The following is a 22,803-nucleotide window of genomic DNA, read 5'->3' as shown; positions in this document are numbered from 1 at the left end:
GAAGTACCTAATCATGGCAATCATCGAAATGAAAGTCCCCGTTGTAGGGGAATCCGTCACTGAGGTTACCATCGCCACCTGGAACAAAAAAGACGGCGATACGGTAGCAATGGATGAGGTATTATGTGAATTAGAGTCTGACAAGGCTACATTTGAACTTCCGGCTGAAGCCGCAGGTATTCTGCGTATTCTGGCTAAAGAAGGCGATACGCTGGCGATCGGAGCTCCTATCTGTTCTATCTCTACGGATGGTGATGCAGGTTCTGCCCCTGCCGCAGAAGCTCCTAAAGCGGAAGCCGCTCCTGCTGTTGAAGCTGCCCCTCAGGCTGCTCCTGCTGCGGAAGCCAAATCGGAAGAGACCAAAACCATTGAAGTTAAAATTCCGGTAATGGGTGAGTCGGTAACCGAAGCTACCATTGCAAACTGGAATAAAAAAGAAGGTGACGTCGTGAAAATGGACGAGATCCTTTGCGAACTGGAATCTGACAAAGCTACGTTTGAGTTACCCGCTGAGGCTGCCGGAACGTTACATATCATTGCGGAACCTGGTTCTACGCTGGAAATTGGTGCTGTCATTGCTACCATTACAGTAGGTGCGGGTGCTTCTGCTCCTGCCTCTAGCCCAGCTCCCGCAGCAGCACCAGCGGCTACTGCATCGGCCCCTGTGGCTGATAAAGCCAGTGGCGTTACTCCCGTAGCTGCTGCGATTTTAGCGGATAAAGGTATTAATCCTAAAGATATTCAGGGTTCAGGTGAAGGTGGCAAAATCATGAAAGCTGACGCCCTGAAAGCATCTACGGCTCCTGCTCCTGCCAAGGCTGAAGCTCCTAAAGCCGCTCCTGCTGCTAAACCAGCATCTACCGAAGAGCGTGGCGTACGTCGTCAACGCATGACTTCGCTTCGTAAAACGATTGCCCGTCGTCTGGTAGCGGTGAAAAATGAAACGGCCATGCTGACTACTTTCAACGAAGTAGATATGCAGCCGATCATGGATCTGCGTTCGAAATACAAAGATCGCTTCAAGGAGAAACACGGCGTAGGCTTAGGCTTCATGTCCTTCTTTGCGAAAGCCGTTACCGTGGCCCTGAAAGAATTCGAAGCGGTGAACGCTTCCATTGACGGTGATGAAATTGTTTACCACGATTACGTAGATATCTCCGTAGCCGTTTCTACGCCTCGCGGTTTAGTGGTTCCTGTGTTACGTAACGTAGGTGACTTAACTTTCGCGGGTATCGAAAAAGGCATTGTTGATCTGGCCGTAAAAGCTCGTGACAACAAGCTGACCATCGAAGACATGAATGGCGGAACGTTTACCATCACCAATGGTGGCGTATTCGGTTCGATGATGTCTACGCCTATCATTAACGCTCCTCAGGTAGCTATTTTAGGTATGCACAACATCATTGAGCGTCCCGTAGTAGTGAATAAGGAAATCGTGATTCGCCCGATGATGTACATCGCATTAAGCTATGACCACCGCATCATTGACGGTAAAGAATCCGTAAGCTTCCTGGTTCGCGTGAAGCAGTTATTAGAAGAGCCTACTCGTTTATTATTAGACGTGTAGTCCTCAAACCATACTCAAGAACAAATCCCCGACTCTGGTAACGCTAGAGCGGGGATTTTTCAGTTTACAGTTTTCAGTCGTCTGTTTTCAGTTTTGGGTTATCCAGAATTGATATGCTTCTCAACTGAAAACTATAAACCGCAAACTGAAAACTAAATGATGTTTAAACGTCTCGGCTTGTTAAGCCTTTGCCTGGCCTTTGTATTAGGCTGTAGTAGTTCTAAAACATACCTCCGCGTTCCGAAGAACGGGTTGACTGAGTTTCTGAAACCGCAAGCGGGTAAACCTACTTTGATCAGTGCTCACCGGGGCGGTGGCGATTATACGGGTTATCCTGAAAATTGCATCGAATCTTTCGCGTATCTGGCCAATAAAGCAGCCATGATTATTGAGTGTGACATTGGACTGACGAAAGACAGCGTATTGGTCATGTTACACGATGATGTGCTGGACCGCACAACGACCGGGAAAGGCAAACTGAATGCGATTACTTATGATTATACCCAAAGCCTCTTCCTGAAGGATAATGCCGGAACGGTGACTAAATTCCGCATGCCTACCCTGGAAAAAGTTCTTCGCTGGGGTAAGGGCAAAGTAGTGTATACGCTGGATGTAAAACGCAGCGTTCCTTTCGAGAAAGTGGTTGATATGGTTCATCAAACGCACACTGAAGACGTTAGCGTCATCATTACCTATAATGCCCAGGATGCGGCAAAAGTGTATAAGCTGGACCCAAACCTGATGATTTCGGTAACTATTCGGAATGAAGCCGAGTACCAGCGTCATCATGAATTAGGCATTCCTGATAACCGGATGGTAGCGTTCGTAGGAACCAGAGAACCCTCGACTGAGCATTACCAATTTTTACACCAGAAAGGTATTCCCTGCATTCTGGGCACGCTGGGTAACCTGGATAAAATGGCTCAGGCTAAAGGAGATCAGGTATACGTTAATTTCGCCAAAAACGGTGCCGACATCATGTCCACCGATCGGCCCCTGGAAATGGCCGAAGCTTTGAAAAAGAAGTAATACTCTGATTTTTAATTAATAAGGAATAAAAGTCGGCGGTTTGTAGTGGTTCATCCCCATATCAGACCACCGACTTTCCTATTCCTGGAATCAACTGATTCAAAGGTTGGAATGGAACAGCTTTTTCAGGGATGCTTCCCAAATATCCAACCTATGGAACAAGAACTGATTGAAAAACAAAGTCTTACGATGTCGTCGGAGTACGATGTCGCAGAAGATGTGGCCGGGTTGAAGTTTGCCTTCGTCAACATTTACATGATTGGCAAGCAGGAAGAAGGCAGCCCCTGGGTATTAGTGGATGCGGCTATTCCCAACTCAGCAGACCGAATTATTAAAGAGGCTGAGGCACGGTTTGGTAAAGACAATCCGCCACAAGCCATTGTCTTGACGCATGGCCACTTTGACCACCGGGGTTCTTTGGAAGACTTGTTGAAAGTGTGGAACGTTCCGGTGTACGCTCACCCCCTGGAAATGCCCTTCCTAACAGGTAAGTCGCACTACCCACCACCAGATCCAACAGCGGGTAATGGAGCGATGTCAGCATTTTCGTTTCTTTTCCCAACGAGTCCCCTCAACCTGAAGGATAAGGTTAAACCGATTCCTCACAATGGCTTTATTGATGAATTACCCGATTGGCGGTTTATTCACACCCCAGGTCATTCACCCGGACACGTATCATTATTCCGGGATAAAGATAAAGTCCTCATTGCAGGTGATGCATTTGTCACCACCGATCAAAGTTCGGCCATTAGTGTCATGACGCAGAAGCTTACGCTGCACGGACCTCCAACGTACTTTACCTGTGACTGGCGAGCGGCTAAAAAATCCGTTCGGAAACTGGCAGAACTTAAACCCAGTGCCGTTGGAACAGGACACGGAAAAGCCCTGCACGGAAAAGAATGGCGAGCCAAAATTCAGGAGTTATCCGATGAATTTGACACTCGTGCCTTACCCTGGAGAAGTCGTTATATCAATAACCCGGCTCATACCGATGAAAATGGCATTGTTTCCATGCCCAAGCCCGTTTCCTACTGGGTAGCCAAAGGTTTGCTCTATGGAGCAGCAGCAGGATTAGCTTTCTTCGCCTGGAATAAGGCTCGGAAGTAACCTATGCTTCTAGTATAAGTTAAGTTATGTATTGCTGCCAGCAGAAAAGCTGGCAGCTTTTTTATTAGATTACGACCCATTTATTAATCAAGTATCCAATTAGGCCAACCTTGGGTGGGCTCATACTGATGATGGCATTTTAAATATTCCTGCCTTCCTCCAAACCACTTTAGCACATAATCTTTTTGCAATGAGGTTTTAGTTTGTTCGAGGATTTTAAGGTAAGAACTATACCTGTAGGTTTTAAAATCGGAGCAAAATCCATGCTTTTGAGGATTAGCGTGGATGTAATAGACTAATTCTGTCAAGTACCGATCCGTTACTACAATTTTTCTTCTAAAGTTTTTCTGAAACAGGCTTCCCTGTCTGCCTTCCTGTTTATTAATCTTCTCGGCATAGTTCGCAAAAAGACTTCTAAACTTCCCTGATAAACTAGCAGGCGAATAGTCTTTAAAGTTTTTGACCTGTATCAAGAAATGAAAGTGATTCGGTAATAGGCAATACGCATAAGTATCAACGTAATCAGTTAGATACTGCTGCCACTTCTCCAGAAAATACCGATAGTTCTCGTGGGAATAAAATAGGTTTTCATGATTATTCCCTCGGTTGTAGATATGATAGAATTGCCCCGCAAGCATGGGAGGGTAATAATCTATTTTAGGTATGATCATCTTTTTTAGATAAAAATACTTATCATCCTAGGTTAGGGTTATACCGCTTGCTAAATTTTGAGTGTTATTTATTTAATAGTTTCTCGCACCGTTGCCAGCTTTTCTGCTGGCAGCAATACTTCTTTCCAACCAAATAGTTACCCTACAAACACAAGCTGCCAGCGGAAAGCTGGCAGCGGCATACAAGATAATTCTTAGCTTATTCAGCTTTTGCGAAGCTTCAACTAGTTACCCAGTAAGTTACTCCCACCGCTGCCAGCTTTTTCGCTGGCAGCAATACTTCTTTCCAACCAAATAGTTACCCTACAAACACAAGCTGCCAGCGGCATGCAAGGTAATTTCTTAGCTTATTCAGCTTCGGCAAAACTCAACTAGCTACCCAATAAGTTACTCCCGCCGCTGCCAGCTTTTCGCTGGCAGCAATGCTCCTTCTACCGAATTGTTACCCTATAAACACAAGCTGCCAGCGGCATGCAAGATAATTTCTTAGCTTATTCAGCTTTTATAAAAAACAGCGACACCTAATATTACTCCATTATCCTCTTAATCTCATTCAGCTTCAGCAAGGCCTCTATCGGCGTCAGTGCGTTGATATCTACCCGAGACAATAACTCTTCGATCTTCTCAAAACGCGGATCTTTCTCTGCTCCAAACAGACTCATCTGATAAGCCGGAATGGCCTTGGGCATGTCCCGAATCAATTCTTTGTTCTTTTCCTTGATATGATCCTGCTCTAAGTGAGCCAGAATTTCATTGGCCCGATTTACTACCGCTCCCGGCATACCCGCCATTTGGGCTACGTGAATGCCAAAGCTATGTTCGGAACCACCCGGTTTTAGTTTTCGGAGGAAGATTACCTTCGTTCCTGACTCCTTCACCGAAACATTGAAATTTTTGATTCTTGGAAAATCTTCCGCCAGTTGATTCAGCTCATGGTAATGCGTAGCAAACAGCGTTTTCGGACGGGCATTGGGTAAATTATGCAGGTACTCTGTAATGCCCCAGGCAATACTTACTCCGTCATAGGTACTCGTTCCCCGACCAATCTCATCCATTAATACCAGGCTTTTATCGCTCAGGTTATTAAGAATGCTCGCAGTCTCAGTCATTTCGACCATGAAAGTGCTTTCGCCCCGACTCAGGTTATCCGACGCTCCTACCCGTGTAAATACCTTATCCACCAAACCGATTTCGGCAGCCGTTGCCGGAACATAACTTCCCATTTGGGCCATGAGCACAATCAGAGCCGTTTGCCGGAGCAAGGCTGATTTACCGGCCATGTTTGGTCCCGTAATCATAATGATCTGTTGCTCTTCGTCATCCAGCCGCACGTCGTTAGGAACGTAACTTTCGCCAAGCGGTAACTGCTGTTCAATAACGGGGTGACGACCCGCCGTAATCTGAATCGCGTTTCCGTCATTTACTGATGGTTTGACGTAGTTATTTTTTCGGGCCGTTTTAGAAAAACTCAGCAACGCATCAAGCACGGCCAATACCTGAGCATTCTGCTGAATGGGACCCACGTATTCACTTGCCGTTTGTATTAACTCATTGAAAATCCGTTGTTCAATCACAAAGATTTTATCTTCTGCGTTCAGAATCTGATCTTCGTATTCCTTCAGCTCAGGCGTTATGTAACGTTCCGCATTTACCAAGGTTTGCTTTCGAATCCATTCCGCCGGAACCCGGTTTTTATGAGCATTCGTTACTTCTAGGTAATAACCAAAAACTTTATTATAGGCAATTTTCAGGGAAGTAATTCCGGTATTGGCAACCTCCCGATTCTGAATATTGACCAGAAAATCCTTCCCGGCATAAGCAATCTGATGTAACTCATCCAGTTTTTCATCAATACCGGATTTAATCATGTTGCCCAGATTCGTTACCAATGGCGGATCTTCGCGTAATTCCTTTTCAATTTTATCTAGTAGGAATTCGCAGGGATTAAGCTGCTCAGCGTATTTTTTGAGTAGCGGCTGCGTCGCACTTTGTTGTAATAACCAGTTTCGAATCGGAGCGATGTGTGTTAAAGCCCGCTTGAGAGCCTGCATTTCGCGGGGATTAATCCGCCGTACGGCTACTTTGGAAATGAGACGCTCCAGATCACCAATCTGTTTCAGATGAAGGTCCAGTGTTTCAGCCAACTCGTTATCGTTCAATAACAGTTCGACCGTATTTAGCCGTTCCTGAATAGGTTTTAAATCCTTGAGCGGTAAGACCAGCCACTTGCGTAGCATCCGAGCACCCATCGGGGTGAGCGTCTGATCGAGAATATTAATCAGCGGAACGCCATTTTCCTGCTGGGCCGACACCAATTCCAGATTTCGAATGGTAAAGCGATCCAGCCAGACGTATTTTTCTTCTTCTAGGCGATTGAGTCTGGTAATGTGGCTGATTTCCCGGTGTTCGGTTTCGGCCAGGTAATGCAGAATAACACCCGCCGCCACAATCCCTTCGGACAGATTCTCAACGCCAAACCCTTTCAAGGTTGTAGTCTTGAAATGCCCGGTTAATAAAGGATAGGCAAAATCCTGAGTGAAGGCCCAGTCTTCAAGCTGGTAAGTATTAAACTGGTCACCAAAATTTCCCTGAAATTCCGCTTTGTTTTTCTTGCAGAATAACACCTCCGCTGGACTAAAACTTTGCAGTAATTTCTCAATATAAGCTGCATTTCCCTGGGTCGTCAGGAACTCTCCCGTTGATACGTCAAGAAAGGCGATGCCAATGATATCTTTGTGAAAATGAACGGCAGCCAGGTAGTTATTTCGCCGAACATCCAGTACATTATCGTTGAAAGAAACGCCGGGAGTAACCAGCTCCGTTACGCCCCGTTTCACAATACCCTTTACCGTTGCCGGGTCCTCCAATTGATCACAAATGGCTACCCGTTGCCCCGCCCGTACTAGTTTAGGTAAGTACGTATCGAGGGAATGATGCGGAAAACCGGCAAGTGGCGTCTCCCCTGAACCACCGTTGTTTCGTTTAGTGAGGGTAATCCCTAAAATCTTGCTGGCTCGCACGGCATCCTCGCCAAACGTTTCGTAAAAATCACCCACCCGGAAAAGTAAAATAGCTCCCGGATACTGGGCTTTGATCTGATTATACTGACGATTCAGAGGGGTTTCTTTCTCCGGCTTCACGGTACCTTCCTTCGCTGGACGAGCCATAATAATGGGTAATTAAGAGCGTTCTAGCCGCATTACTTTTCCTAATAGAAGGGCAGTAACGGGCGAAATTAAAATGGGATAGAAAACAAAGATAGCTACTGATGGCTATGCTTTACAAGGTCTTTTTTGTCTTCTTCCCGCAAAATTTCCCCACTAATCCTCTTTCTGGGAAATACCCTATTCGTCCGATTTTTTTAGAAAAAGGGAACTTGTTGGGGAATAATATTGTAATTTTGCAACCAAGTTGCAGAAGCTATGAAATCGATTGTATATGCGTCCACGTCTTTAGTCACAATTATCGCTCACTGGTTATGCTGCCTATTGCCTTTGATGGCGGCAGTCATGGGCCTGAGCGGTTCTTCGTCGATTTTAAAGTGGGCTTTGGATTACCGCTGGTATTTGGTGGGAGGGCAAGTCATTTTGATGAGTTGGTCTTTTTATCATTTATATTTTCAGCATAAATCAGATACGCGTCTGAAGTGGGAAAAGGCCACGTTCTGGATGTTACTGGTTTTCTCCATTGCCGCCTGGAGTATCCCTCACGAATGGTTGATGTCTAACGATCAGAAAATGGCAACGGCCCAGGTGCAGCGGGTTTTCAATGCTCGTAAACTTACTTTAGCTCTGGATGACGAAACTACGCCACAAATGGTAGAACAAAGCCTGGAAAACGTGACTGGTGTCCTGCAACTCAAACCTCTCAACGCAGGCGTCATTTCGGTACGTTATGATTTTCGGCAGATTAGTAAAGATGAATTACTCGAACAACTTCGCCGAAAAGGTTTGCAGTTGTCTGAAATAAGTTACCAATAATCGCGATCTCCGCGTAGCTTTGATTTTCGCTTGCTATACATCGTTCACTCATCCGAACTTCTGATTATGCGTAAACTTCTTCTCCCCCTTTCGGCCCTGACCATTGGGCTTATGATGGCTTCCTGCCAGGAAAAAGAAAATCCACAATTGAAAGAAGCCGCGGCCATTCACAATGAAGCCCATGAGATCATGGAAAGCATTGAGCCTGAAATCGCTTCGCTGGATAGTCTTCAATCACAGTTAGCATAAACAAAAAATAGCCGTTACGGATACTGCTGCGGTAGCTGCCAGTATCGCGTCCCTGAATAAGGTCAAAACTGATTTCAAGGAATGGGAGGAAAACCTGGTGACGGTTCCCGGCGTTGAGCATGAACACGAACATGAGCATAAAGACGGTGAGCACGAACACCATCACCACGAACACAAGAAAGCTCCCGATGCTACACCAGAGCAACACCTTGAAATTCAGAAAGAAATCAAGAAAAATATTGAGCACATTCAAAGCGAACTGAAATCCGCGAAAAGTCAGGCGGAGGCTTTACTGAAACAATAGTTTGAGAATAGGATAATGTTTGAATGTTTGAATGTTTGAATGTTTGAATGTTTGAATGTTTGAATGTTTGAATGAAATAAAATTTTATCAGATCTTTCAAACGCCTCATTACTAAAACGCTGATTCCATGGTTTTGCCATTGACTCAGCGTTTTTTCGTTTTATACCTTAGCTTCGTAGTGATTATTGATGATAAATCGGATGGACGAATTATACATGCAGCGAGCCCTCGAACTGGCTCAATTAGGACAGGGATCGGTATCGCCAAATCCGATGGTAGGTTGCGTTGTGGTTCATAATAACCGGATTATTGGAGAAGGCTGGCATCAAAAATACGGTCAGGCTCACGCGGAAGTGAATGCCTTGAATGCTGTAGCGGAACGTCATTTACTACCCGAAGCAACGGTTTATGTCACCTTAGAACCCTGTTCCCATTTCGGAAAAACGCCTCCCTGTGCCGACCGGCTGGTGAATGAAGGGGTAAAAAGGGTGGTTATCTGTAATGATGATCCCAATCCGCTGGTCGCCGGACGAGGCATTCAAAAATTACGTGACGCTGGTATTGCAGTAACAACGGGCGTATTAGCCGCTCAGGGACGACTCATAAACCGTCGATTTTTTACGTATTTTGAGAAAAACAGACCGTATATTATTCTGAAATGGGCCGAAACCGCTGACGGTTTTCTGGCCGGGCCCGATTACCAGCCTCTGCACATTTCAAATGCTCTTTCCAGAAGGTTACTTCACAAATGGCGAACGCAAGAGGATGCCTTTCTAGTCGGAACGAATACGGTTCGTTATGATAATCCGCAATTAAATGTTCGACTCTGGCAGGGGAAAGATCCCGTTCGGGTTACGCTGGATCGAACCTTGAGTTTACCTCGCAATGCTCATTTTTTCGACGACTCTCAGTCCACGCTGATTTATAGCACTTCAGAGCGGCAGGCTACATCTACTACGGAGTGGGTTGTGCCAGAAGAATGGACCCTTTCTTCTGTCGTGAAGGATCTTCGAAAGCGTTCGATTCAAAGCCTGGTCGTCGAAGGAGGAACCCGATTACTGGAATCATTTATCAACGAAAATCTCTGGGATGAGATTCGGATTTTCCGCAGCCCCAATCGCATTCATGAAGGAATAGTGGCTCCCGCTTTTTCAGCCAAACCCGCCAGCCATGAGTTTCTACTGAAGGATGAGCTAACGGTTTATTTTCAGGATTCTTTCTAGGATAGAGCACTCGTAGTAGCTGGGCTCTGCCAAATGGTGGAAGTAAGGGATTCAAATCCAGCTAACTAAACGAAAACCTCGGATTAAAATTCAGATCCATCCAGACCGGGTCCATCCAGTAGGTAACCCCGATGCAACCCCGGGTTTTACCCGGGGCTATCTATGTTGAACCCCTCCGGGGTTAGTATTCTCATTTCCAAACCTCTCCCCTACTACGCTCTTTCGGATTTGCAATCCGAAAGCCATCTGTTAGGGATTTATAATCCCTAAAGTAACATTGACCGTCTCTACTTCTGGCAGTCGCTTGCCCTTGTCGAGTAACTCAGATTCAAAACAATAAATATCTCAACAAGAAACCCCGGATTATCATCCGGGACTATTCAAGTTCAACCCCTCCGGGGTTAGTATTCTCATTTCCAAACCTCTCCCCTACCTTTACGGGTTTTCTCTTTCCAACTGAAAACTGAAAACCGTAGCGACGGTCGCTCAAAACCGCAGCGGCGGCCGCTCAAAACTGAAAACTCAAAACGCTAACTATTCCAAATTTCCCAGGATTTTTCTGCCTGTAACTCCAGCATTCGGTAACCATTATGCGTAGCGGCACCCTGCTCAGCTCCTTTTTTCATGAATAAGGTTTCTTCAGGGTTATAGACCAGGTCATACAAGAGGTTTCGATCCGTTAACCCTTCGTAAGGCAAGTCTGGGCACGTGTCTACCTTAGGATACGTACCCAGCGGTGTTGAGTTAATGATCAACTGATACTCCGAAAGTAACCCTTCGTTTAAATCCGCGTAATTGATAAATTCAATGGAATCTTTCCGGGAAACGGTCTTGTAGACAATTCCTAAATCTTCCAGTGCAACTCGAACCGCTTTGGTAGCACCCCCATCCCCCAAAATCAGGGCTTTATGAGGCTGTAACTGCTGAAAAGGCTCCCATTGCTCCAGCGACTGCCGAAAACCCCAGTAATCAGAGTTATAGCCCTTCAAATCGCCATTTGGCAATACCTTGATTACATTCACCGCACCAATTCGCTCGGCTAAGGGATCCAATTCGGTTAAGAAAGGCAATACCTCTTTTTTATGCGGAATCGTTACGTTTAATCCTTTGAGTTCGGGCCATTGAGCCAGTAAGGCGGGTAAGCCATCTGCTTCGGGTAGCTCGAAAAGTTCGTAAACGTGAGTCTCCGAAAGTCCTTCCCGCTGGAATTTTTCAGTAAAGTAGCGTTTGGAAAACGAGTGTCCCAGCGGGTAACCAATCAAGGCGTATAAGTTCATCGTGCGTTTAGGGTTTTACTTGCTAGTTAATAAAAAAGCGTAAAGTCGAATGAAACATCCGGCCTTTACGCTTTCAAATAGTGCTAATTAGGCAGCTTTCTTCGTCAGGAATTTTTCCTTCACAATACCCCAGAGGATGGGTAATACCGAAAGTCCAATGATTCCGAAAACCACAATTTCAAAGTTTTTCTTCACAAACTCCAGGTTACCAAAGAAGTAACCCAGCAAACTAATACTCGTTACCCAAAGGACTGCTCCTGAGATACAGAAGAAAATATAACGGGCATACGTCATACTACCCGCTCCGGCTACGAAAGGAGCAATCGTCCGAACGATAGGTACAAAACGGGCAATGATCACCGTTTGTCCGCCGTACTTGGCATAGTATTCTTCAGTTTTGTACAGGTATTCCCGTTTGAAAAACAGAATTCGTTCGCGGGAACGGATGATGCCTGAAAAATACTTTCCTATGAAGTAATTGACGTTATCACCCAACAAAGCTGCTAAAATTAAAAGCGGAATAATTACCCAAACGGATAAATCGTTGGTATCACGGGCGGCCAAAGCTCCTGCGGCGAATAACAAAGAGTCGCCGGGTAACAAAGGCATGACAATCAGGCCCGTTTCTACAAACACAATCAGGAAAAGAATTCCGTAAACCAGTAATCCGTACTCCTGAATCCAAACATCCAGGTATCGATCCAGGTGCAAAAGGAAGTCTAGCAGTCCTTTAATAAGTTCCATACAATAAAGTTGAAAGACAGATTTTAGTGAAATGGGAAATTAGCAATCTTTATCCAGATTGAGAAAATGCGAGAAAGTATCTCCGCGTAAGCCCAAACGAATGGTTTCTACTGAAATGACTTCATTAGGAGCAATGTTTCCCAGGTTAACGTTGGCTCCCAGCAATTGGACAAACCAAACTTGCTGAGCTTTTTGAGGAGCCTCCCAAATGACATTTTCAGCAGGAACCTGAGTCAGAATTTCTTCCACCAGCCCCTGACGAACTTCACCTGAAGAGCGGAATAAACCTACATTTCCCCCTTCACGAGCTTCTCCGATTACCTTCCAGGCACCGGCAGCCAGCTCGGCATTCATGAGCTGAATCCATTTATAAGGAGGAATAATTTTGGCTTCATCTTTAGACCCTACTTCTGAAAGAACCGTCACCTGCTTAGATAAGGTGCTGATATACTGAAGTTTTTCATCCTGAGGCATATCAATAGATCCATCAGAAACTTCGGCGTGAGATAAATCGAAGTTATCCAACAGACGGCGGTAGTCTTCAAATTGTCCCCGGATCACGAAAGCTTCGAAGAGGGTTCCACCAAAATAAACCGGAATACCTGCGTCCTTGTAAACTTTCAATTTCTCCTTGAGCTTGGGAGTAACGTATGAGGTTGCCCAACCCAGCTTTACAATATCTACGTGGTCGGCGGCAACGTCCAGGAAATCTTCTGTTTGTCTGATACTTAACCCTTTATCCATAGCCATAGTCAGGCCGTGCGTGCGGGGCTTCTGGGTGCGGTCAGGGATTTGATCTAAATGGTAATTCATACGGCAAAGATTGCTTTCACGAGAAAGTGCAAAAGTAGCCTTGTCCAAGCGATTGACAAGTAAACATGAATAATTCTATGGAAATGTTTTTTCTGGGTTGGCTTTATACTTAACGATTCAGCGAGTTTAGAGTTTTAGAAAATGTATTCTTTAACCTTTAGATAATAGCTGAATATCGTCCATATTATACTATTTATCAACACTTTATCATAAATTAAAACCTTACTAACACCCACTAAATAGAAGCCATAGATCTTGCTTATTAATTTTAAAATTCTACTTACAAAAATTCGGAAAAAGCATCGGTCATGCTCTCTCCTGTAAAGATCTATAAGGACAGACAGCACTTACACAAACGAAGAGAAGACGCATGAATCCATACTTTAATGATCTGGTTATCAAAGCTTATACTGGATAAAAGCTACTCATTTCTACCTATTTTTTTCCTCAAACCTCCCCATTCTTACTTTTGGAATATTCTTTTTTCTATAGACTATACAACTCACGTTTAAAGTCATGAAAAAGAACATAATTGTACTCTCAACCGCCCTTGCCCTTATGGGTCTCAATGCCTGTCAAAGTAGTCGTTCAACTCCTTCAGGCGATCGTCGTTCAGACTCGTTATCCACTGCTTCAACGCAGATGAATAACATGAACAACAGCAGTAATTTCAGCACCGCACCGGGTGCCAGCACACCTGCTACTACGAATACGGGTGTAGTCGAACAAGCGGGAATGGTGCCTAACAATTCTTTTGCCCGCTCCGACAACCGTGATCAAAAAACGACCACGAGTCAACCCAATGTTAATAACTCTGCGAGTTCAAACTCGTCTATCGTGAGCAATACGGCAATGAATCGTACAGCCGCTAGGCCAGACCGGGTTGAATCGAATAGTGTTAGCAAAGAGTCGGCTCCCACAGTCAATAGTTACCTGAGTCAATCTTCGCGTTCAGGAAACACTTCGGGTAAATCACTACCTAATAATCCAGAAAATAGCGTAGCTCCTCCTACTGCTGATTCGTTGCAACGATCGCAAGCCATGACGACACCCGGTCAACGTAATGGCGTAAATGCTACCGAAGCCATGACGGCCATGAACGTTAATACCGAACGCTCTATCGCTAATACTACTTCGGGCTCTGATAATTTAATGACTAGAGTAAGTCAGCAATTAGACGCAGTGGATCAGGAATTAAAAAATTCGCCTTCACAGGCTCGCCGTATGGAGCTTAATAAAAAGCGTCAGATGCTGGTAGGAGCTTTAAATAAACTTCAGGAAGTAGAGCAGACGCTCTCCAAAATGGAAGTAAAATCAGGAACCGCAAAAGAATAATTCTGGTCGTCAAAGCACCCCTGGACTTACACCTTGATGAATACTTCAGGTGTAAGTCTTAAGTATTTATCCAACGGTTCACAGAATTTTATATTATGTGTAACAACAATTATATTATTTTTATAGCCTATTAATTCAATACCTCAGTATATAATGCTAATTATATACTGATAATCAAAATAATATTCCGATAATAATTCGATTAACAGAATCATAGTTATTTGCATACAACGCAATACACGTAAACATTATTTAATAAATTTATCTATTTTTGTAATGTTCGGATGTTTAACGACGTCTGAATGTCTGGTTGGATTTGAGAGCGATCTCAATTCAATCCAAAACAGACAAAGGTTGAAGGTTGAACGTTATTGGGCAGTGGCTTTGCAACTGCCCAATTTTTTTTAATCCAAAATCACTTGAAAAGTATACTTTACCGCTATGAAAGTTTTACTCATTCTCAGTCAGTTTGTTTTTACACTAGGTTTGACATCCCCTCCCAAACAAGAACCACTCGCCATTACGATTACCAATCTCAAGAATACGCGTGCTCCACTTAAAATTGCTGTATTCAGGAAGACTGATGAATTTCTGAAAAAGCCCTTCAAGTCCTACACGCTTGAACCGAACGGCGGCTCCTCTCCAACGCTTTTTGCCGACGATCTACCTTACGGCGAATACGCGGTGGCCATCTTTCAGGATGAAAATAAGGATGGGAAGCTTAACACCAATCTTCTGGGAATACCCAAAGAACCCTACTGCTTTTCACAGAATTATCGTCCTAAGATTAAATCTCCTAAGTTTGAATCCTGTAAATTTATTTATTCAGCTAAGGACAACCGCATGTACTTACAGTTGTTATAATGCATTAACATTGAACCGTTAGTACGACAAACGGCTTTTCGTTTTCTACCTTTGTCTCATGAACTATTACGAACTACAGCTTCACGTTTCGCCGGGTTTTGCGGATATTTTTGTGGCTGAACTGGCAGAAATCGGTTTTGATTCCTTCGTAGAAGAGGATACGTATATTCTGGCGTACATTCCAGAAGAAGGTTTTCACCCTGAACCCATTCAGGAGATCATTCAGCGGTATGAATCCATTACTGGCCCGCTGGAGTATTCCATCAAGTTTATCGAAAAAGAAAACTGGAATGCGGAGTGGGAGAAAAACTACACGCCTATCGACGTCGAGGGCCGCGTGCTGGTTCGGGCCAGCTTCCACGAACTGGATGCCTCTAGTTTTGAGTATCAGATCGTTATTAATCCCAAAATGTCTTTCGGCACGGGTCATCACGAAACTACCTGGATGATGCTGGCTCATCAACTGGAAATTGATCAGGAAGATAAGCTGGTGCTGGACGTGGGTTCGGGCACGGGCATTCTGGCTATCATGGCCGGATTACGCGGAGCGTCCTACGTTTCTGCCTTTGACATTGAAGAATGGGCTACCGAAAACGCCATTGAAAACGTAGCTCTCAACCATTTAAACGATATCGTTCACGTTCGTCAGGGCACTATTGAAGACGAACCCGCCGCCTTGTATGATGTTGTTCTGGCCAATATTAACCGGAATATTCTTTTACGGGAAATTCCCATCTATAAGGAGTTCATGAAACCCGGTGGGGTTTTGGTCGTCAGTGGTTTTTACGAACAGGATTTGCCTGAGATTGAAACCGTTGCACAGTCCGTTGGTCTGGAATTAGCCGTTACTAAAACCCGAAATGGCTGGGCAGCCGCTCGTTTCACGTATGTGGTTTAATCGTCCATTTTCAAACATAAGTCATTCATAATCAATACAAAAAAAGCTTCAATGGTATTATTGAAGCTTTTTTTGTTGCCTTCTTGGCGAAAACCCTTCAGTTTCACGTTTAAGAAAAGAATCGTACTGGAAACAGAAATAGCTTTCGACTGTTTTCCAGGGTATGGAAGGCCAACCCTTTAGTCTTATGCGAGTAGCACTACTTTTTATTTTTTGCCTGACGATGCATGTTTCATTGGCTCAGCAGGTTAAATTTTCCGATCAGCCCGAGCCTTTTGCTCAGGACGTTCAGACTGTTCTGACCTCGTTTGGGCAAGCTCAGTTGGGAGCCGACTTCAATACGGCCTGGGCCAGCATGAGTTCAGATCAGAAAACGCAGGTAATGGCTCTTACTAAAGCTATGATTGCGAAAAATATGAAGCAGCCGCCTTATTTGCTACCCTGGTTTCAGGCTTTGAACGCAGCCGTGCAGACGCAGCAAATGAAGGGCACGGATTTAAGTAACTTCCTAACAGTCACCGAAAAAACCTTTAAGTCCAGCGATAGCAAAGGCTATCTTAGTTACCTCAATTTTTCGCGGCTGTTTTTAACTTCTCGACAACTTTTTACGTCAAACTTTAATAAGCTTTATACTTCAGGCGGCAAATTTAATTTTCGTTTCATTGACCAGCCGCTCGATTATCGCACTTCAAAAACGGACGAGGCGGCCAAACCCGCCACTCCTACCGAAAACAAACCCGCTGATGAGCCTACGGATGATGGCTGGGGCAATACTACTAGCTGGGATGATTCCAGTTGGGACACGCCCGTAGCCGTTACCGAGGCCGTTAAGGCTCTTCCACAGCCCCAAACGCTCGCTGCCGGGCCCGTACTTGATTTACAGGATGCTTCCTTTTCGATGGTCACTGCTCAGGATTCGTTTGTGGTTGACAAAGCGACGCTGAGTTTAGGGATCAAAGAAGGATTAATCTATGGTAAGTCAGGTCATTATACCTGGAATATTGGGGAATTGAATCAGGCGGGCGTTGATCTGAAATCCTATAAAATTTTAGTAAAGACGCCACGATTATTCGCCGATGAAGCCACACTGACCTATAAAGAACGGTTGAGTACCCCCGTGAAAGGAAACTTCCGATTTGAAAGCCGGAAGCGTCACGCGAATGCACCTATCACCCAGCCTCAGTTTCAGTCAGAAGAGGCGGATGTAGAAATCAAAAACCTGGGGAAAGACCTTACGTATCGCGGAGGTTTTGCTCTCATTGGGTCGAAAGCTTATGGTGCTGCCGCCAATGGGAAACGAGCTATTATTACCGTTCAGCAGGATGGGCAAGTAGCCTTCAAAGCACAGAGTAAAGGTTTTGAGTTAAGTGATTCACTGATTTACAGCCCCGCAGTGCAGTTTACGGGCTATTATCCCACGGGCGATACACTTACGCACCCGTCCATTCGCATGACGTATAACACGCAGACCAAGCAGTTGCGTCTGGCTCGTCAGGAACGCGGGGGGTATCGCAGTGCATCCTTCAGCGATAGTTATCACGGATTTGCCATTCGGGCCGATGCGGCCAAATGGAGTTTACCCAGCAAACACCTGGAGTTTGATATTATTTCAGGACAAAATGCCGTCCCTGCCCGATTCGAATCGGTGGATTATTATGAATCCACCCAATACGAAAAACTGACCAGTCCGCAGGGGTTTCACCCCGTTACCATTCTGGCTAATTGCCTCAAGCAAAAAGGCATTTCGGCTATTACCGTGGACGAACTCGCGGCTCATTACAAACGCGATGGCAAGCTTATGCGGGACGCTTTGATTCCGCCCATTGAGCAAGGTTTTATTGACTATAATCCTGATACCGATCAGGTCAGGCTCAGCTCGAAAGGTCAACATTACTTGCAGGTAGCCTTGGCGAAAAAGGATTTTGATAACCTCGCCATTCTCTCCACACAGGCTGGTTCTGATCGGGATAGTTTAGCCAATGCTTCCATCAATTTCAAAGATAACTTCCTGACTATTCGCGGTGTAGCTCCCTTCAAAGTAAGTGATTCACTGAAGATTTTCATTCGTCCCGCCGACAAGGTAGTTCGGGTAGGTAAAAACCGCTCGTTTGTTTTCAATGGCGAAATGAAGCTGGATAATTTCCGCTTTAAAGGCCGCGATCTTAATTTTAATTACGAGCAGTTTTACGTAAATCTCGATAAACTTGATACCGTAACCTTCGTTCCTCAACAGATGAAAGGAAAGAAAAACTCGAAGGAAATTGGTCAGGATTTGAAATACGGTTCGGGTAAACTTTACCTCGGAAAGCCCAATAATAAATCCGGGAAAAAACCCAGTGCTCCGCGACTGGTTGTGCAGGATGGGGTTAACATCTACTTTGATGATACCACCCGACTCGCCGGAGCGTATAACCGAAAGGTTTACTTCAAAATTCCCAAAATTGATCAGGACAGCTTAACAAGTAAGGACATTGAGTTTTCAGGAACCTTCTACTCCGATGGCGTTCTGCCCCCCATTCAGACGAAGTTGATTACCATGCCCGATAACTCCCTCGGCTTTGCCTATAAAGTCCCCGAAGCGGGCCTGAAACTGTACGAAGGCAAGGGTAATCTGAAAGTAACCGGCACGCTAACGATGGACAATAATGGACTGAAAGCCGATGGTGTTTTAAGCACGTTGACGACCTCGCTGGAAGGCAAACAGTTTGTGTTAACCCCCGACTCGGTCGTTAGCTTTACGGGTACTTCCGGGCGTATTAAGGAAGGAACCGTTGGCAAAGCTTATTTCCCCGAAGTAGCTTTCAAATCCTACGAAATGAAATGGTTACCTAAGGTAGATAGCCTGGTTATTACAGAAAAAGAAAGTTCGCTGGACTTTTATAATGGAAGTTCACAACTGAAAGGAAGCTTATTAGTGCGTTCTACCGGACTGTTTGGCGAAGGGGTAATGAAGCGAAAAGATTCGGAAATTAGCTCCGAAAATTTCTCCTTTAACAAAAACCAGTTCATTGCTCAACGGGCTCAGATTCAGATTGGCACTGGGGAGAAACCTGCCCTGTTGGGCCGGGCTGTAGACGTCACCTTCAATACAGCAGCTCAGAATGCCCTCATTCAAACGCCCAAAAACGCGACGCTGGAAGATTCGTCAAGTCTGTTTTTCCCTTACGCGGCTTACACTACTACCATTAACCGGGCCGACTGGGACATTGCCAAAAAGACAATTACCATGAAAGGTAATGTAAACAGTTCGACTTTCATTTCGACGAATCCATCGCAGGAGGGGCTGGCCTTTAATGGAGCGGAAGCACTGTACGAAATTGATAAAATGACGTTGAATATTAAGGGAGTTCCTTACATCAAGTCAGCGGATGCCAAGATCATTCCTAACAAAGGGCTGGTATCCATCAAACAGGATGCAGAAATGATTCCGTTGAAAAAGGCTCGCGTAGTGGCGGATACGGTTAATGAATTCCACCATTTATCCGACGGAAATATTCAGATTCTTTCAGCTAAGAAATTCGAAGGGGATGCGATTTACCAATACATCCGTTCCAAAGGCGATACGACTAAGTTAAAAATTGATGCCTTCGAATTCCGGGAAGTCACTAACAGTCAGGCCGTTGCTTCGGCTAAACCAAGTCGTAAGAATAAAGCCGAAAAAACCGTTCATTCCGGTCTGAGCTATGGAACAGTGGCCCGCTCAGGAGTTAGCGAAGAGAATAACTTCCTGCTCACGCCCCGACTGGCTTACAAAGGCGATATCACGATGGTAGCGGCCAATCCGGGCCTCACCTTCAAGGGAGCCATTCAAACACGCCTGAAAAGTAAAATTGCCGAGCCCTCCTGGATTCCCTTCGAAGGTTCTACGGGTGACAGTCTGAGTTTGAGCGTGGATGGCCTGAAAGCCGAAGATGGTCAGACCCCTCTGTATACGGGTCTGCACTTTGGTGGCGAAGGTTTATACCTGAGTTTCCTTTCACCAAAAGTTAATCCTCAGGATGCGGATATTTTCACCGCCAGTGGTCGTTTGCGGGATGATGTCAAGACGAATCAATTAACAATTGCCAGCGACGTTCGGGCGAATGACGAAACACTGGAAGGTCCGAAATACGTTCTCAATGACAATAAAAAGATAATTACGTTTGAAGGGCCTATTCAGTTATTCTCGCCGGCTACAGCCGTACAGTCGGCAGGTTACGCACGGCTCGTTCCCGATTCCACCAAGTATCTTTTCAATACCTTGTTAGTATTGAATACGTCCATTCCGGCTGCGGTGATGAACATTGCCGGAGACAAAATTGTCAAAACCAATCTGGACGAAAAGATTAGCGAGGAAGCCGCCGAGCCCGACTTTGATCGTTTATTACTGAAAATTGCAAACGTGGCAGGTGGCAAAACTGCCGAACAATTCACGCAGAAATCGACCAATGGAGCGAACGTTCCGCTGGCTTCCCTTTCGCCGAAATTTGCAGCTACAGCGGTGTTATCTAATCTGAGTATGCGTTATAATCCCGAAAATCAGGCCTTTTATAATGTTGGTAAAATTGGGGTGTCTAACCTCGGTACCACCGACATTAACGGGCAGTTTGACGGAGCCTTGGAAATTCGGAAAAATCCAGGTGGTATGGATGACTTGTTCTTCTACCTTGAGCTAAATCCAGATGTCTGGTATTACCTGGCATTGGTTCAGGGCACTACGGAAGTGTATAGTTCGGATCAGGATTTCAACGGACAGTTACAGGCTAAAACGGGCAAGGATAATAAAATCAGAATCGCTTCGGAGGAAGATAAAAATAACTTCGTAGACCGTTTCAGCACCATGTATCGCCCTCGTTCGAGCAGTCAGCCCCGTAAACCGAAACCCGTTGTAGCGGCTCAGCCCAAAGAGGAAAAAGCAGAGCCGACAGAAGCCCATCAACAGGTTACGGGCGAAAAACCCAAAGCAGTTAAAAAAGAAGCCGTTACCGAAGAGAAAGTAGCCGCAGAATCGGACGATCAGCCTGTAGAAGAAATTCTGGAAGACCCGAAAAGTAAAAAATCCAAAACGAAGAATAAAAAGGCAATCGTGCAGGCTCCGGTGAAAAAGCCGGTAGCCAGCGATTCTACCAAAACCAAAAAGATTACTTCGCTTTCAGAAACCGAAGAAGCCGCTCCGGTAAAAAAACCGGCAGAAAAGAAAACGGGTTTTTAGTTTGTAAAAGAGACGGGTGAACACTCGTCTCTTTTTATGATTACTTAGTTAAGGCTTTATCTTTACGAGCCGCTTTATACCTCTTTACACTATGAATGTTATTGTTACCGGAGCCGCTCAGGGCATTGGTTTTGAAATTTGTCGGCAAATGGCTCTTCGCGGAGCTTCCGTTTTGCTGAATGACATTGACGAAATCATGGCTCAGCATGCGGCGGCCCGAATTCGGTCAGAAGGCGGAAATTGTCAGATTCTAGCGGGCGACGCTTCCGATGTTGAATTCATCAAACGACTGGTTCAAACCGCAGTTACCCGGTTTGGATCGCTGGATATTTTAGTAGCCAACGCGGGAATCACTACCTTCGGCGACTTCTTTGAGTACCAGCCCGACTCCCTTCAAAAACTGCTGGATCTCAATATTCGGGGTAACTTTTTTCTCACGCAACAGGCCGCCTTACAAATGCGAAGCCAAGGTCAGGGTGGACGAATTTTATTGATGTCTTCGGTAACAGGACAGCAATCGCATGCGTATCTTGCAGCATATGGCATGACCAAAGCAGCCCTTCAAATGTTGGCGAAGTCACTGGTAACGGAGCTTTCGCCCTATGGTATCACGATCAACTGCGTAGCTCCCGGAGCAACCCTCACCGAACGAACACTCGATGACCCAGATTATACCTCCACCTGGTCGCGGATTACGCCTCTGAAAAAACCCGCTACGGTAGCAGACATTGCAGCAGCAGTCCTGTTCTTAACTTCGCCCGAAGCGGGTCATATTACGGGCCAGACACTCGTGGTAGACGGCGGCTGGACCAGCGTAAGTCCTTCTCCTTATTAAAAATACTTCGGCACTGTCTTTTTAGAATCCCCTATTCTTAACGTATCTTCTCCATCTATGCAATTTGACTTAAAGCAATTTCACGAACTCACCGTCCAGGAATTGTATGAAATTTTAGCACTTCGTTCCGAAGTGTTTGTGGTTGAACAGAATTGCCCTTATCAGGATATTGACGGAAACGACCCCAAAGCCTGGCATTGCCTGGGCAAGGATGACGACACCGGAAAGCTTATTGCTTACACCCGTCTGTTTGATCGCGACGTTTGTTTTAAAGGCTATACAGCCATTGGCCGCGTAGTTACCTCTCCTGCCGTTCGTAGTTCAGGTTTAGGCAAGCGTTTGATGGAAGCTTCCATTGCCTACTGCCGCCGCCTGTTTGGTCCACACATGATTAAAATTGGAGCTCAGACCCATCTGGTGAAGTTCTATACTTCTTTAGGCTTTATCTCTACGGGAATGGAATATATCGAAGACGGCATTCCCCATACTTACATGACCTATCAGCATCATTCGAAGATTTCGTAAATACCTTCTGATCATGCCCGTAGTTTGATTGAATCAGAGTACGGGTATGATTGATCTATTTTCCTTTCAGAGACCGTCCAAGACTCAGAGTCTGCTTCCCAAACCTTCACCAATGGTGACGATTTGGGATTATTAAAGTTTTCCATGACCCCTCGCAGTCGCTCTGGATGACAGAATCGGAGAAATTATTC

At 45.2% G+C, this 22,803-nt stretch carries 17 protein-coding genes; 13 read left to right on the top strand and 4 right to left on the bottom strand.

Features of this window, described 5'->3' with window-relative positions; translation table 11 throughout:
* The first annotated feature begins 13 nt into the window (after positions 1–13).
* The 3 genes from odhB (at position 14) to BWI96_RS02995 (ending at position 3,703) form a co-directional block, all read left to right on the top strand.
* Positions 14–1,567 carry a 2-oxoglutarate dehydrogenase complex dihydrolipoyllysine-residue succinyltransferase gene (gene odhB, locus BWI96_RS03005; RefSeq protein ID WP_106635212.1) on the top strand — a complete coding sequence of 518 codons (1,554 nt, stop codon included), beginning with the start codon at positions 14–16 and terminating at the stop codon, positions 1,565–1,567.
* A 156-nt stretch (positions 1,568–1,723) separates the two neighbouring features.
* Complete coding sequence (locus BWI96_RS03000; RefSeq protein WP_106635211.1) at positions 1,724–2,596, top strand: glycerophosphodiester phosphodiesterase family protein; 873 nt, start codon at positions 1,724–1,726, stop codon at positions 2,594–2,596.
* 153 nt (positions 2,597–2,749) lie between these two features.
* Positions 2,750–3,703 (top strand): MBL fold metallo-hydrolase, encoded by a 954-nt coding sequence (locus tag BWI96_RS02995; protein WP_106635210.1) that lies wholly within the window; start codon positions 2,750–2,752, stop codon positions 3,701–3,703.
* A gap of 1,198 nt (positions 3,704–4,901) precedes the next feature.
* On the opposite strand, the gene mutS is transcribed toward BWI96_RS02995, so the two are convergent.
* The gene (gene mutS / locus BWI96_RS02985; protein WP_106635208.1) at positions 4,902–7,541 is read right to left on the bottom strand and encodes a DNA mismatch repair protein MutS; all 2,640 of its coding nucleotides are present in this window, start codon (positions 7,539–7,541) and stop codon (positions 4,902–4,904) included.
* Positions 7,542–7,796: 255 nt separating this feature from the next.
* Between mutS and BWI96_RS02980 the strand changes: the two genes are divergently transcribed.
* The 4 genes from BWI96_RS02980 to ribD all read left to right on the top strand — a co-directional run bounded on the left by BWI96_RS02980 (position 7,797) and on the right by ribD (position 10,130).
* A complete protein-coding gene (locus BWI96_RS02980; RefSeq protein ID WP_157830195.1) occupies positions 7,797–8,354 on the top strand; it encodes a hypothetical protein in 558 nt (185 codons plus the stop codon).
* Between the two features lie 66 nt (positions 8,355–8,420).
* Entirely contained in the window at positions 8,421–8,603 is a 183-nt protein-coding gene (locus tag BWI96_RS02975) for a hypothetical protein (protein ID WP_106635206.1), read from the top strand.
* A gap of 97 nt (positions 8,604–8,700) precedes the next feature.
* Entirely contained in the window at positions 8,701–8,907 is a 207-nt protein-coding gene (locus BWI96_RS02970; protein ID WP_106635205.1) for a hypothetical protein, read from the top strand.
* A 200-nt stretch (positions 8,908–9,107) separates the two neighbouring features.
* Entirely contained in the window at positions 9,108–10,130 is a 1,023-nt protein-coding gene (ribD, locus tag BWI96_RS02965) for a bifunctional diaminohydroxyphosphoribosylaminopyrimidine deaminase/5-amino-6-(5-phosphoribosylamino)uracil reductase RibD (protein WP_106635204.1), read from the top strand.
* A gap of 530 nt (positions 10,131–10,660) precedes the next feature.
* Here ribD and BWI96_RS02960 read toward each other — a convergent pair.
* The 3 genes from BWI96_RS02960 to BWI96_RS02950 form a co-directional block, all read right to left on the bottom strand.
* A complete protein-coding gene (locus BWI96_RS02960) occupies positions 10,661–11,407 on the bottom strand; it encodes a shikimate dehydrogenase (RefSeq protein ID WP_106635203.1) in 747 nt (248 codons plus the stop codon).
* A gap of 87 nt (positions 11,408–11,494) precedes the next feature.
* Positions 11,495–12,151: a DedA family protein gene (locus BWI96_RS02955; RefSeq protein WP_106635202.1), complete on the bottom strand. Its 657-nt coding sequence runs from the start codon at positions 12,149–12,151 to the stop codon at positions 11,495–11,497.
* Positions 12,152–12,190: 39 nt separating this feature from the next.
* Positions 12,191–12,964, bottom strand: a complete 774-nt coding sequence (locus tag BWI96_RS02950) for a phosphosulfolactate synthase (RefSeq protein ID WP_106635201.1) — start codon at positions 12,962–12,964, stop codon at positions 12,191–12,193.
* 516 nt (positions 12,965–13,480) lie between these two features.
* Here BWI96_RS02950 and BWI96_RS02945 point away from each other — a divergent pair.
* The 6 genes from BWI96_RS02945 to BWI96_RS02920 all read left to right on the top strand — a co-directional run bounded on the left by BWI96_RS02945 (position 13,481) and on the right by BWI96_RS02920 (position 22,612).
* On the top strand, positions 13,481–14,299 hold the full coding sequence (locus BWI96_RS02945) for a hypothetical protein (RefSeq protein WP_157830194.1): 819 nt from the start codon (positions 13,481–13,483) through the stop codon (positions 14,297–14,299).
* Between the two features lie 441 nt (positions 14,300–14,740).
* Positions 14,741–15,163 carry a DUF2141 domain-containing protein gene (locus tag BWI96_RS02940; RefSeq protein ID WP_106635199.1) on the top strand — a complete coding sequence of 141 codons (423 nt, stop codon included), beginning with the start codon at positions 14,741–14,743 and terminating at the stop codon, positions 15,161–15,163.
* Positions 15,164–15,221: 58 nt separating this feature from the next.
* Positions 15,222–16,061, top strand: a complete 840-nt coding sequence (prmA, locus tag BWI96_RS02935) for a 50S ribosomal protein L11 methyltransferase (protein ID WP_106635198.1) — start codon at positions 15,222–15,224, stop codon at positions 16,059–16,061.
* Positions 16,062–16,248: 187 nt separating this feature from the next.
* Positions 16,249–21,252 carry a hypothetical protein gene (locus BWI96_RS02930; RefSeq protein WP_157830193.1) on the top strand — a complete coding sequence of 1,668 codons (5,004 nt, stop codon included), beginning with the start codon at positions 16,249–16,251 and terminating at the stop codon, positions 21,250–21,252.
* 91 nt (positions 21,253–21,343) lie between these two features.
* Complete coding sequence (locus tag BWI96_RS02925; RefSeq protein WP_106635196.1) at positions 21,344–22,087, top strand: SDR family NAD(P)-dependent oxidoreductase; 744 nt, start codon at positions 21,344–21,346, stop codon at positions 22,085–22,087.
* Between the two features lie 57 nt (positions 22,088–22,144).
* Positions 22,145–22,612, top strand: a complete 468-nt coding sequence (locus tag BWI96_RS02920) for a GNAT family N-acetyltransferase (protein WP_106635195.1) — start codon at positions 22,145–22,147, stop codon at positions 22,610–22,612.
* Positions 22,613–22,803 lie beyond the last annotated feature (191 nt).

It is taken from the genome of Siphonobacter sp. SORGH_AS_0500 (genome assembly GCF_002838835.1).
Classification (GTDB): Bacteria; Bacteroidota; Bacteroidia; order Cytophagales; family Spirosomataceae; genus Siphonobacter.
The sequence above is the reverse complement of the archived record's forward strand: the minus strand, read 5'-3'. Positions and strand labels throughout refer to the sequence as shown.